11 protein-coding genes are annotated in these 12,104 nt (G+C 48.3%); 4 read left to right on the top strand and 7 right to left on the bottom strand.

Going from position 1 to position 12,104, the window contains the following annotated elements; all coding sequences use genetic code 11:
* A complete protein-coding gene (locus tag HHL16_RS09245) occupies positions 1-525 on the bottom strand; it encodes a hypothetical protein (RefSeq protein WP_169424833.1) in 525 nt (174 codons plus the stop codon).
* 343 nt (positions 526-868) lie between these two features.
* On the opposite strand from HHL16_RS09245, the gene HHL16_RS09250 reads away from it, so the two are divergent.
* Positions 869-1,105 carry a hypothetical protein gene (locus tag HHL16_RS09250; RefSeq protein ID WP_169424834.1) on the top strand — a complete coding sequence of 79 codons (237 nt, stop codon included), beginning with the start codon at positions 869-871 and terminating at the stop codon, positions 1,103-1,105.
* A gap of 158 nt (positions 1,106-1,263) precedes the next feature.
* Here the strand turns inward: HHL16_RS09250 and gcvP are convergent, their stop codons facing one another.
* On the bottom strand, positions 1,264-4,155 hold the full coding sequence (gcvP, locus tag HHL16_RS09255) for an aminomethyl-transferring glycine dehydrogenase (RefSeq protein ID WP_169424835.1): 2,892 nt from the start codon (positions 4,153-4,155) through the stop codon (positions 1,264-1,266).
* Between the two features lie 138 nt (positions 4,156-4,293).
* On the opposite strand from gcvP, the gene HHL16_RS09260 reads away from it, so the two are divergent.
* The gene (locus tag HHL16_RS09260) at positions 4,294-5,130 is read left to right on the top strand and encodes a DUF3667 domain-containing protein (RefSeq protein ID WP_169424836.1); all 837 of its coding nucleotides are present in this window, start codon (positions 4,294-4,296) and stop codon (positions 5,128-5,130) included.
* An 11-nt stretch (positions 5,131-5,141) separates the two neighbouring features.
* On the opposite strand, the gene HHL16_RS09265 is transcribed toward HHL16_RS09260, so the two are convergent.
* Both HHL16_RS09265 and HHL16_RS09270 read right to left on the bottom strand, forming a co-directional pair.
* Complete coding sequence (locus tag HHL16_RS09265; RefSeq protein ID WP_206022311.1) at positions 5,142-6,029, bottom strand: sterol desaturase family protein; 888 nt, start codon at positions 6,027-6,029, stop codon at positions 5,142-5,144.
* A gap of 103 nt (positions 6,030-6,132) precedes the next feature.
* A complete protein-coding gene (locus HHL16_RS09270; RefSeq protein WP_169424838.1) occupies positions 6,133-7,002 on the bottom strand; it encodes a sterol desaturase family protein in 870 nt (289 codons plus the stop codon).
* 96 nt (positions 7,003-7,098) lie between these two features.
* Here HHL16_RS09270 and HHL16_RS09275 point away from each other — a divergent pair, with 96 nt between their 5' ends.
* Positions 7,099-7,617: a YkgJ family cysteine cluster protein gene (locus tag HHL16_RS09275; RefSeq protein ID WP_346766829.1), complete on the top strand. Its 519-nt coding sequence runs from the start codon at positions 7,099-7,101 to the stop codon at positions 7,615-7,617.
* On the opposite strand, the gene HHL16_RS09280 is transcribed toward HHL16_RS09275, so the two are convergent.
* The 3 genes from HHL16_RS09280 to folK are packed head-to-tail and all read right to left on the bottom strand — an operon-like array spanning position 7,614 to position 10,009.
* Positions 7,614-8,864, bottom strand: coding sequence for an MFS transporter (locus tag HHL16_RS09280; RefSeq protein ID WP_169424839.1), 1,251 nt, complete (start codon positions 8,862-8,864; stop codon positions 7,614-7,616). The two genes, HHL16_RS09275 and HHL16_RS09280, sit on opposite strands and share 4 nt — an antisense overlap.
* Positions 8,865-8,890: 26 nt before the next feature.
* Positions 8,891-9,523, bottom strand: coding sequence for a deoxynucleoside kinase (locus HHL16_RS09285; protein ID WP_169424840.1), 633 nt, complete (start codon positions 9,521-9,523; stop codon positions 8,891-8,893).
* A 3-nt stretch (positions 9,524-9,526) separates the two neighbouring features.
* Positions 9,527-10,009 carry a 2-amino-4-hydroxy-6-hydroxymethyldihydropteridine diphosphokinase gene (gene folK / locus HHL16_RS09290; protein WP_169424841.1) on the bottom strand — a complete coding sequence of 161 codons (483 nt, stop codon included), beginning with the start codon at positions 10,007-10,009 and terminating at the stop codon, positions 9,527-9,529.
* Positions 10,010-10,067: 58 nt separating this feature from the next.
* Here folK and sppA point away from each other — a divergent pair, with 58 nt between their 5' ends.
* Positions 10,068-11,819, top strand: a complete 1,752-nt coding sequence (gene sppA, locus HHL16_RS09295) for a signal peptide peptidase SppA (RefSeq protein ID WP_169424842.1) — start codon at positions 10,068-10,070, stop codon at positions 11,817-11,819.
* Positions 11,820-12,104 lie beyond the last annotated feature (285 nt).

The following is a 12,104-nucleotide window of genomic DNA, read 5'->3' on the forward strand; positions in this document are numbered from 1 at the left end:
TCAAATGTTTGAGTTGGCATTGGGGTCTTCTTCTTCATTCTCTTTGTCTACACTCCATTGATTGTTGGCTTCGTCTTCGGAGCCGGCGGCTTCATCGGCATCATCGTCTTCACTGCCGGGTACATCGAGGTCGTCGCCGGCATAATCGTCGGATTCGTTGAGCGGATCGCCTTCATCATCCACTTCATCGAGCCGGCCACGGCGGAGGGCTTCGTCGTCGGGGTCGTAATCGCCGGCTTCGTCGAGCAGTTCTTTTTCTTCGGGAGATACATCGCTGTCGTCGTCCAGCAGCTCATCATCCTCGTCATCGAATATACCGGAGCCTTCTTCTCCTGCGGAACTGGCAGTAACATCGTTGAACTCCCTGAGTTTCGGCGGGCGGATATGCTCCTGACCAGGAATGTCTTCTACGTCTGGCAGTTCGATGGAGTCCGGCTTGGATGGCTTAGCAGACTTCGGAATGGGTTTGTCTGTCTGGTTTTGCTGTGGCGTTGTTTGCTTGTTTTCCTCATTACTCTTTTTCATAGCGCTGTATTTTAAGTGAGTTGAGTAAAAATGCATGCCCGGAACATAGGCGTATGTTTTACACGGCAGGGGTGGTTTGAGAGGGGGCTACAAAGATCATGAAAAATGTTGGTTTCAAAATTGCAATGGTTATGCATGGCGATTATTTCTTTTATGTAAAATTTTCGCTAATAGCCGGAATGCAGTGGGCTTTTGTACTACCTTTATTGTATTCAATTCTGCTATTACCCCGGTACCTGACCCGCAGCCAACCTGAAAATCAACATGGATTCTTGCTATATGTCCGATTATGCCAATGTGAAATGATGGAATCAGATCCGTTCATCGACTAAAAGTATGGGACATGAAAAAGTACAAAGCAAACGGTCTTGCAACTACCATTACCAGAGCTCCGTTAAGAAAGCTCACACACCGCAGTAATGCATTGTCTACGGTTGCCACGCAGGTGAAACTGTCAGGAGTAACCGAAATTAAAACAGTAACGCCTCCCAGTGAAGAAGTGGTGAACCGATTGAATGCAATGGGGAAGGAATATCCTTTCTGTGTGATCAACAGATCGGGTAATCATCTTATTCTCTGAACGTTTTGGGAAGGGTATTAAAAAGTGAAGCCGTGTTCATAACAAACGTTATGAGCGCGGCTTTTGCATTTACTTCGGGGGCAGCTCCTGAACAATTCAGCTGAAAATAAAAAAGGGCCGACCTTTTGGGTCAGCCCTCGATATTATTTGAAGTAAGATTAATTCGCTTCAGCTTCAGCATAGGCAGAAACAGGTTCGCAGGTGCAGATCAGGTTTCTGTCGCCATACGTATTGTTCACTCTGCTCACACTTGGCCAGAACTTGTTCTCAGCTACGTATGGCAGCGGGAAGGCTGCTGTTTCGCGGCTGTAGTTGCGGTTCCAGTCGCTGCTGATCACCACCTGTTGTGTGTGTGGTGCATTCTTCAGCGGATTATCTTTCTTATCAGATTTGTTTTCTTCGATAGCGCGGATCTCTTCGCGGATGCTCAGCATGGCATCGCAGAAACGATCCAGCTCGGCCTTGTCTTCGCTCTCTGTTGGCTCGATCATAATGGTGCCCGGTACAGGGAAGCTCAGTGTAGGAGCGTGGAAGCCGTAATCCATCAAACGTTTTGCTACGTCTTCTGCTTCGATCTCTGCTGTTTTCTTGAACGGACGCAGATCGATGATGAACTCATGCGCACAAGTGCCGTTGCTTCCGAGATACAGAATCTCGAACTGCTCCTGCAGGCGTGAACGCATGTAGTTTGCATTGAGGATCGCGTATTCAGTAGATGCTTTCACACCGGCATTACCCAGCATGCGGATATATGCGTAGCTGATCAGCAGGATAGATGCAGAACCGTAAGGTGCTGCGCTCACTGCATGGATCGCTTCTTTACCGTTCTCGATGGCAACGTGGCCGGGCAGGAAAGGAGCGAGGTGCTCTTTCACGCAGATGGGTCCCATGCCAGGACCGCCACCACCGTGTGGGATAGCGAAGGTCTTGTGCAGGTTGAGGTGACAAACGTCTGCGCCGATGAGTCCGGGAGCGGTGAGGCCCACCTGAGCGTTCATGTTGGCGCCATCCATGTATACCTGTCCGCCATGTTCGTGGATCACTGCTGTGATCTCTTTCACGGTTTCTTCGTATACACCGTAGGTGCTTGGGTAGGTGATCATGATACCAGCCAGTTCTTTGCTGTACTGCGCTGCTTTTGCTTTGAGGTCAGCTACATCGATGTATCCGTTTTCGAGTGCTTTCACCACTACCACTTTCATACCGGCCATCACTGCGCTGGCAGGGTTGGTACCGTGTGCGGAGATAGGGATCAGCATTACGTTACGGTGTGCTTCGTTGCGTGCTTTGTGCCATTCGCGGATCACTAACAGTCCGGCATACTCGCCCTGTGCACCGCTGTTCGGTTGCAGGCTGCATGCGTCGAATGCAGTGATTTTGCAGAGGTACTCGCTCAGTTCGTCCACGATCTGCTGATATCCCAGCGTCTGATCTTTAGGTGCGAACGGATGCATTTTGCTCCAGTGGCTCCAGCTCAAAGGAATCATCTCACTGGCTGCATTCAGTTTCATGGTGCAGCTTCCGAGGGAGATCATGGATGTATTGAGAGAAAGGTCTTTGTTCTCCAGTTGTTTGATGTAACGCATCATCTGTGTTTCGCTGTGGTGAGCGTTGAACACCGGATGTGTGAGATACGGAGATGTACGTGTGAGTGAAGAAGGCAGATGATAGATGCCTGCATCTTCGCTGATGGTGAAACCTGCCACACTGTGATCGTTTGGCTGATCGAGCAGCAGCAGAATATCGAGCACATCGGAGAGTGAAGTGGTTTCGTCTACAGAGATACCGATCTCGGTATTGCTGTAGTAGCGGAAGTTGATCTGCGCTGCTTCTGCTTTGGCGCGGATAGCGGCTGCATCTTTCACTCTGATGGCTACGGTGTCGAAGAAATTATTGTGAAGCACATCATATCCTTCAGCAGCCAGTTCTTCGCTGAGTGCATTGGCGAGGATGGTTACGCGCTTGGCGATATTCTTCAGTCCTTCCGGTCCATGATATACTGCATACATCGCGGCCATGTTAGCCAGCAGTGCCTGTGCAGTACAGATATTTGAAGTAGCTTTTTCGCGTTTGATGTGTTGCTCTCTTGTCTGCAAAGCCATGCGCAGTGCGCGTTTGCCCTGAGCGTCGATGCTTACACCGATGATGCGGCCGGGGATGGTTCTTTTGAAATCTTCTTTCACAGCGAAGAATGCTGCGTGAGGTCCGCCGAATCCGAGCGGAACGCCGAAACGTTGTGCAGATCCGCAGGCTGCATCTGCTCCGAGTTCTCCGGGAGGAGTGAGCAGGGTGAGCGCCAGCAGGTCGGTTGCCATTACAACATAGGCTTCTGCTGCATGTACTTTATTGATGAACTGACGATAGTCTTCTACAGATCCTTTATCGTTGGGGTATTGTACCAGTGCACCGAAATACGTGTTGTCGATGTCGGCTGTTCTGTAATCTCCCTGAACCACTTCGATACCTACGGGGGTAGCGCGTGTGAGAATCACATCGATGGTTTGAGGGAAAGTATCTTTATCTACAAAGAATTTAGGACGGGTGATATGATCATGATCTCTGTTGAGCGCGTTGAAGAACATGGTCATGGCTTCAGCAGCGGCAGTGCCTTCGTCGAGGAGAGAGGCATTGGCGATGGGGAGACCTGTGAGGTCGCTCACCATTGTCTGGAAGTTCAGCAGGCTTTCGAGACGGCCCTGAGCGATCTCAGCCTGGTATGGCGTGTACTGCGTGTACCAACCTGGATTTTCAAACACATTACGCAAAATCACACTGGGGGTGATGGTATCATAGTAACCCTGACCGATATAGTTCCTGTACACCTTATTCTTCAGACTCACTTCCTTGATGTGCTGCAGGTACTCATATTCGCTCATGGAGGGCGGGATGCTGAGCGCTTTGCTCATGCGGATGGTTGAGGGAACGGTTTTGCTAACCAGAGATTCCAGGCTGGATTCTCCTACAACAGCGAGCATTTGTTTCGTCTCAGCTTCATTGGGCCCGATATGACGGCTGATAAATTCAGCGTTTTGTTGTTCGAACAGATTCATATAATGTAATTAAAGTACTTTTTGCGCTAAAAGATTTGCAAAGTTAGCACTTATTCAGCTAGACTAACTGATGTTTGTAGACCTGGTTAATTCATTGGGGAAAAAGGGTAAATTGTGGCTACTTAACCTTTAACCAGCATGCACCAAGCTAACTGCCTCAATTGCAACGCAGAACTCGCGTCCGTACAGCATTTCTGCTCAAATTGCGGCCAGAAAAATCCGGTTCACCGCATCACTTTCGGCCATGTGCTCCATGAATTCTTCCACGCATTCACCCATGCCGACAAGGGCATTTTGTTCCTGCTGAAGGAGCTGACCCTCCGTCCCGGCACCGTTGCCAGAGAGTATGTAGGAGGAAAAAGAAAGAAATATTTCAATCCCTTCACCTTCTTTCTGCTGGTAATGGGTCTGTTCGTGTTCTCCAATACGATGTTCCTGAAATCCGATATTCCGGCGCAGCCCGATCCGCGGGTGCTGGCCCAGCTTCCAACTCAGGAGGCAAAGGACAGTTATTCGGGGATAGTGATCCGGTCTCAGAAGGCCAGTCATTTCATGAGCCACTATTCGAATGTGGTGGGGATGGTCGCCGTTCCGTTCCTCAGCCTTCTCACCTGGCTGTTCTACAGAAGACGGGGATTCAATTATGCAGAGCATCTTACAGGTAACCTGCTGTTTACATCTTACAATAATTTATTATTTGCGATACTGGTGGTTCCGCTGGACCGCACCATGACCACTCCTCAGCATCATGTGATGCTGCTGGGTTCCGGCATGCTCATCCATGCCATCTATCTGAGCTGGGGCCTCAGCGGATTTATGCAGCTGCGGGGTTGGTGGAATCGCATAAAAGCTTTTCTGGTGGCTACTTTCGCCACAGGGCTCTGGGCCTGCCTTTCCTTGCTTGGAGTAATGATGTACATTATGGGCGATCTGCGTTTCTGGAAACTGTTCACCTGGATGGCAGGCAAACACTAGCGCAGGGCGGATTATTTCGTCTGTACCCTTTCTTCCTGCAAAATGCTGGTATTGCCGTGTTGGGCGTCTTCGTCGGCACGCATTTCATCGCTGGTCATGCGGCTGCCGTCGTGGCTCCATCCGGGAGGACCGAAGAGATAATTCCATTTGTCTTTCCACGAAATGTCGGTGCGTCTGATATCTTTCCAGATGCTGGTCCATTCGTGAAAAACAATGGTAACCGGTGTTTCTTTCTGGAGAGGACTCGTAAGTCCGTATTTGATAGGTTGGTATTCTTCCTTTGGCAGCTCCGGCTGGAAGGTTCCGAAGATCTTGTCCCAGATGATCAGGAACATGCCCATGTTCTTATCGAGGTATTTGGGATTGCTGGCGTGATGCACTCTGTGGTGCGAAGGCGTAACCAGAATATGTTCGAGCCAGCCCATCTTATTGATGAACTCCGTATGCACAAAAATGCCCCAGATCTGCGTGGCTGAATACACGAAAATGATATCCAGCGGCGAGAAGCCCATCATGGCAAGGGGAATGAAATAGAGGAAACGATACAGCGGCTGAAACACCGAGCTTCTGAATCCAACAGTAAAGTTGAACAGATCGGAAGAGTGATGGGTAACGTGCACAGCCCAGAACAACCGTACTTCGTGATCGAAACGGTGAAGCCAGTAGTACAGGAAATCTTCCAGCAGCACTAACATAAACCAGTATACGATCACATGGTCGAAGTTGAAAATGTGATGACGATAGAAATAATCGAGCACAACGAGGTAAACGCCACGGAACAGCAGATCGAGCGCTCCGTTCATGAGCATGAGATAAAGGTTCACGCCGGTGTCTTTCCAGGTATAGGCCTTCTTGTGTCTGTAATTGCTCAGCAGTACCTCTGCGAGGATAATGATCATGTAAACCGGAGTACTGAGCAGAATCAATATTTGTTCTCTGATAGCTTCCACTGCGGGCAAAAGTAATGCGCTTGCGGATACATGCCAATGCGTTAACTACATCTTAATACTTTTTTATTACATCTTTCTTATCGTGAGACCATCCGGGAGCGCGGAACATATATTGAATTTTTTGCTTCCAATTGATGTCCTTTCTTTTGATATCCTTCCAGATGCCGCGCCATTCGTGGAATACAAGCGATGGAATGCTTCGGTTGTTCAGTGGTTTGGTGAGGCCATAGCGAATGGGTTCATATTGTTCTGCCGGCAATTCTTTTTGAAAAGATCCGAAGAATTTATCCCAGATGATGAATACGCTGGCCATGTTTTTATCGAGATACTTATCGTTGGAGCCATGATGCACCCGATGATGCGAAGGCGTCACCAAAAAATTTTCGAGCCAGCCAAGGTGGTTTATTTTTTCGGTGTGTGTGCAGATGGCCCATATTTCGAGGCAGGAATAAACCAGCAGAATGTCTATTGGTTGAAAACCCGCAAACGCAAGCGGGGTAAAGAACAGAAAGCGATACACAGGCTCCAGCACCGCTGCTCTGAAACCTGTAGTGAAATTGAAATGTTCGGATGAATGATGGTTTACATGAACCGCCCAGAAGAAGCGGCTGGAATGGCTGAGCCGGTGCAACCAGTAATGCAGAAAGTCAACTGCGAAAATGAGTATGAGCCAGTACCACCATGTTTGTGCCGGACTCCATACCGATAACGAAAAACAAAAACTCAGCACTGCAAGCGATACGGCTCGCATCAGCAGATCGGTAAATCCTCCTAAAATGCTCAGCGAAAAATTATGGAATGTATCGCGCCAGGTATAGCTTCGCGTATGATGCAGGGTGCTCAGCAGCAATTCTATGCCGATGATGATCACATAGAGCGGCGTACTTATCAGCGTAACGAATTGCTGGTGCAGCGTATTCATAGCACGTGATATTCAAATTAAATACCATGTTATGGATATTTTGTCTGTAATTTTGCAGCACGCAGTTCAATTAACCAATTTTTAATTGATTTTCAGGTGGCTAAACCCCTTTTCAGCAACGGATTTACAATAGAAACACTCGACAAGATGCAGTGGAAGCGTCGTTCTGCCGAGCATCAGAAACAGTACAAACATTTTCTGAAAGCGGCAGATAAGAACAAAGTGCTGAAACAATTGCCCAATCTGCACGAAGAAGCTTTCAGTCAGATCGATTGTCTGCAGTGCGCCGCCTGCTGCAAAAACTATTCTCCAAGATTTAAAACGCCCGATATAAAACGCATCAGCAAACTGATGCGCATGAAAGAAAGTGCGTTCATAGATACCTATCTCAATCTCGATACCGAAGGAGATTATGTGGTGAAGACTACTCCCTGTCCGTTTTTAGGTGCAGATAATTTCTGCAGCATTTACGACGACAGACCTTCGGACTGCCAGCGTTTCCCTTACACCGATGAAGATGTGATATTGAAACGCCCGCAGCTTACATTGAAGAACTCCGAGTTTTGTCCGGCTGTGTTTGTTGTAATGGAGAAACTGCTTGCCGCAGGAACTTAATATTCGAACTTGCGCAGGCTCGGCGCTTTGAACCAGCTGCCGATCACCACCAGCAACGTCATGCTTCCTCCAAAAATAACAGAGGGCACTACGCCCATCAGCTTTGCAGCCACACCGCTTTCGAAACCGCCGATCTCATTGGCGGAGTTGATGAACATGCTGTTGATGGCCGATACACGTCCACGCATTTCATCGGGTGTTTTCAGTTGCAGAATGGTTCCGCGGATCACTACGCTGATGCCATCGAGCAATCCACTTACCAGCAATGCAACGAAGCTCAGCCAGTAGATGGTACTCAATCCGAATGTGATTATGCAGATGCCGTATCCTGCCACTACGTAGAGCAGTAACAGTCCCTGTTTTTTCTTCAGCGGAAACAGTGTAAGGAATATGATGATTACAATAGATCCTATATCTGTAGCGGCATTCAGCCATCCGAACCCGATAGCGCCCACCTTGAGTATCTCTCCTGCGAAGAAGGGGATCATGGCCACGGTTCCTCCGAACAGAACAGCGAAGAGATCGAGCGTCATGGCGCTGAGCAGTTCTTTTGTTTTGAGAACGTACGACAATCCTTCTTTCACACTGTCCCAGGTTTTCTGGTCGGTTCGTTTATTCTGGATCGGTTTGGGTTTTATCAGAAATGCCGCCACCGACGCAATGAGAATTAAAGTGATGATCACTGTGAAAGTTACCGTCAATCCAGCATAAGCGATGAGAAAACCTGCCGATGCGTGGCCGATCACGGATGCGCCCAGCCATACCCCCGATCTCCAGGTAACTGCAATCGGCAGCAATGGCTTCGGAACCAGTTGCGCAAGTATGGCATTGGTAACAGGGCCGAGAAAGGCACGCACCACACCCGTACCGAATATGGTGAAGTAAATGGCGTATTGCATGAAATGCTTGCCCACAGCATGTTCTACCGAAGGCAATGAGATCACCAGCAGCACCAGTGCAAAGAATACATACATCAGTGTGGTGATGAACATCAGCTTGCGGTTATCTGTCTTATCCACCACATGCCCTGAGTAAAGCGACAATAAGATTGCAGGAACTGCTTCTGATAAACCTATGAACGCAACTGCCAGCGGATTCTTTGTGATAACATACATCTGCCAGAACACAACCGTGGCAATCATTCGCATGGCCATGGTGAAGAAAAGACGTTGGATGATGTACAGCCTGAACTCTTTCAGTTTGAGTACGGCAAATGGACTTTCGGGTCTAAGGTCATCATTTTCCATACCCCAAAAATACTACAGCGAATATTTTATGGCAAAGTAAAAAAGTGCTGACCGGGACCATAATCTTTTCCGAGGGCATCGATGATCACCTGCAAATGCTTTTCATTGCCGAGAAAATCGGCATTGCTGGCATCCACAAAAATGGTTTTCATATTGTGCTGCTTGATGTACTGCGTATAGGTTTCCTGAATGCTGAAGAGGTATTCATCAGGGATATGCTGTTCGTATGATCGGTTGCGTCTGCGGATATTCGATTGCAGGCGTTGTACAGGCGCATGCAGATAAATAAGTATGTCGGGCTGAACAATCTGCTGGTGAATAATTTCAAACAACTTTTGATACAACCTGAATTCTTCTTCGGGCAGATTCACTTTAGCGAAGAGCAGACATTTGGTGAAGAGGTAATCGCTGATAGTGATGGTTTGAAAAAGATCCCTGCTCTGTACCAGTTCTTTCAGTTGCTTGTATCGCTCCGCCATGAAGAACAGTTCCAGCGGAAACGCGTATTGCTGCGGGTTTTCGTAGAATTTGCTCAGGAAGGGATTGTCGGCGAATTCTTCCAGTATCAGCCTTGCTTCGAATTTCTTGGCAAGCAGATGGGCCAGGGTAGTTTTTCCTGCGCCGATATTGCCTTCGATGGTAATGAAATGATAATTCATGAACTATTTTAATCGTTTAACCGGTAACGGATCAGTGCATTCATCCAGCAATTGTGTGATGGATTTATGATGAACGGGATGCTGGAAATCCGGTGCCAGTTCGGCCAGCGGCTCCAGCACAAATCTGCGTTGCGCCATGGCAGGATGCGGAACTGTCAATGATGGTTCATCAATAACAGCATGATTGTAAAACATGATATCGATATCGATGGTGCGCGGTCCGTTCTTCTCCATGCGTTTTCTTCCCATCTCCTGTTCGATAGCGAGGGTGTGCTGCAGCAGATCCAATGGCTGCAAATGTGTATTCACCAGCAGTGCCTGATTGAGAAAGGCAGGCTGATCGGTTTTGCCCCAGGCAGCTGTTTCGTACAGTGAAGACACTTTAGCTACATTTCCGATCCCATTATGAATCAGCTCAATGGCATGTTTCAGTTGTTCTTCCCTGTTGCCCATGTTGCCGCCTATCAGTAAATACACTTTATTCATATATTGCACTTGCTCAAAGTTCAAATATCAAAGAATTTTGTTTAAAACTCAATTGTAAATGAAGAGCTTTTTCAAGATATTTCTGGCGACCCTGCTTGCACTGGTGATCTTTTCCCTGATAGGATTTTTTATTCTGATGGGCATCGTGGGCGGCCTCGCAAGTTCAGATAAGCCAACGGTGGGAGCAAGAGCAGTGCTGGTGGTTGATCTGGAAGATTATTATCAGGAGATCGCAGAAGAGAATCCACTTGCACAGATCGGTGGCGGAGAGAACAGCGACAAACCTGCACTCTATGATCTTATCCGTATCATCCGACATGCGAAATCAGATTCAGCTGTGAAAGGCATTTATCTCCGTTGCGGAAGCAATGCCAACGGATTTGCTTCAGGAGAATCTATCCGCAATGCGCTGGCCGATTTTAAAACCAGCAACAAGTTTGTGATTGCCTACGGCGATGTGATCTCACAAAGCGGTTATCGCGTAGCCAATATTGCCAGCAAGATCTACTGCAATCCCAAAGGTGGTGTAGACTGGAGAGGATATGCAGTGCAGCTCGCTTTTCTGAAAGGCACTTTGCAGAAACTCGAAATAGAGCCGCAGATATTTTACGCAGGAAAATTCAAAAGCGCTACGGAGCCATTCCGCGAAACACAGATGACGGATGCTAACCGTCAGCAAACATCGGAGCTGATCAATTCGCTGTACGGACATATGCTGCTGCAAACAGCAGAAGCCAGAAAGCTCGATACAGCAACACTGCACCGCTACGCGAATGAAAGCCTCATCCGTTCTGCCAGCGACGCTTACCGTTACGGATTGGTAGACGGATTGAAATACGACGACGAAGTAAAGGACGAAATCAAAAAACTGGTCGGCATTGGAAAATACGACGGACTCAATTACATCACTGCCGCCAAATACATGAAAGCGGTTGAGATCAAACGCGACGGAAAAGATAAGATCGCAGTGATCTTTGCACAGGGAGACATCATCGACGGAAAAGGGGAGCGTGATATGATCGGCAGCGAAAGCTATCGTGCCCTCGTGCGCAAAGCGAGACTGGATAAAAATATCAAGGCAATTGTATTCCGCATCAACTCCGGTGGAGGAAGTGCACTGGCCAGCGAAGTGATCTGGCGCGAACTCACGCTTGCAAAAGCAGAGAAGCCCGTGATCGTAAGCTTTGGCGATGTAGCAGCATCAGGCGGATACTATCTGGCCTGCAATGCAGACAGCATCTTTGCTGAGCACAATACCATCACAGGAAGCATCGGTGTATTTACCATGCTGCCCAATATGCAGAAGTTCTTCAACAATAAACTGGGCATGACATTCGACGGCGTGAAAACATCGCCCGATGCAGATGCGCTCACTGTTACCAAACCACTCACCGAAGCGCAGAAACGTTACCTTCAAAATGGGGTGGACAGTACCTACTTCGATTTCAAGACCCGTGTAGCCGAAGGCCGCAAGCTCGATATCAACTATGTGGACAGCATTGGCCAGGGACGTGTATGGATCGGCAGCAAAGCCCTCGAACTGAAACTGGTGGATCGCATCGGCAGTCTCGATGATGCCATCGATTGTGCAGCGCGAATGGCCAAACTCACCAATTATCGTTTGCGCGAGTTCCCCGACAAACGCAGCTGGATGGATATTCTGCTTGGATCGAAAGATGCAGCGCCGCAGGCTGCGCTCCGCAAGGAACTCGGCGAAGACGGTTTCCGCACCTATCAAACCATCAAACGCGTAAAATCTATGACGGGTGTGATGCAGGCGAGAATGCCGTTTGAGATAGTATTTGAATAAGGGCACTCATCAATAAATTCAGTGAAAGGACGCCTCCGGGGCGTCTTTTTTTTGTGGCGTTGCCTGTAGGTGTTTCAGCCTATCTTCAGCCTATCTTCAGCGCTTTTTCAGGGTATTTCAGGGGGAAGCCAGCCAGTATGGTGCCATTAACGAGCCAGTACGGAGCCATTCCGGAGCAGGTACCCGGCAAGCACATACCGGTTTTTGCAGCCCTGAGAGCTCAGATTTTCAATCCGGAAAATATTCAGTGTTCCCCGCTTTTTGCATCATTCTACAGTAACCTGA

It is taken from the genome of Pseudoflavitalea sp. G-6-1-2 (assembly GCF_012927185.1).
Taxonomy (GTDB): domain Bacteria; phylum Bacteroidota; class Bacteroidia; order Chitinophagales; family Chitinophagaceae; genus Pseudobacter.

Excerpts from the sequence above, each read along its gene's own strand:
- folK (WP_169424841.1), bottom strand. The coding sequence starts at position 10,009 with ATGAATAAAGTGTATTTACTGATAGGCGGCAACATGGGCAACAGGGAA.
- HHL16_RS09270 (WP_169424838.1), bottom strand. The coding sequence starts at position 7,002 with ATGAATACGCTGCACCAGCAATTCGTTACGCTGATAAGTACGCCGCTC.
- HHL16_RS09265 (WP_206022311.1), bottom strand. The coding sequence starts at position 6,029 with ATGATCATTATCCTCGCAGAGGTACTGCTGAGCAATTACAGACACAAG.
- sppA (WP_169424842.1), top strand. The coding sequence starts at position 10,068 with ATGAAGAGCTTTTTCAAGATATTTCTGGCGACCCTGCTTGCACTGGTG.
- HHL16_RS09260 (WP_169424836.1), top strand. The coding sequence starts at position 4,294 with ATGCACCAAGCTAACTGCCTCAATTGCAACGCAGAACTCGCGTCCGTA.
- HHL16_RS09280 (WP_169424839.1), bottom strand. The coding sequence starts at position 8,864 with ATGGAAAATGATGACCTTAGACCCGAAAGTCCATTTGCCGTACTCAAA.
- gcvP (WP_169424835.1), bottom strand. The coding sequence starts at position 4,155 with ATGAATCTGTTCGAACAACAAAACGCTGAATTTATCAGCCGTCATATC.
- HHL16_RS09285 (WP_169424840.1), bottom strand. The coding sequence starts at position 9,523 with ATGAATTATCATTTCATTACCATCGAAGGCAATATCGGCGCAGGAAAA.
- HHL16_RS09245 (WP_169424833.1), bottom strand. The coding sequence starts at position 525 with ATGAAAAAGAGTAATGAGGAAAACAAGCAAACAACGCCACAGCAAAAC.
- HHL16_RS09250 (WP_169424834.1), top strand. The coding sequence starts at position 869 with ATGAAAAAGTACAAAGCAAACGGTCTTGCAACTACCATTACCAGAGCT.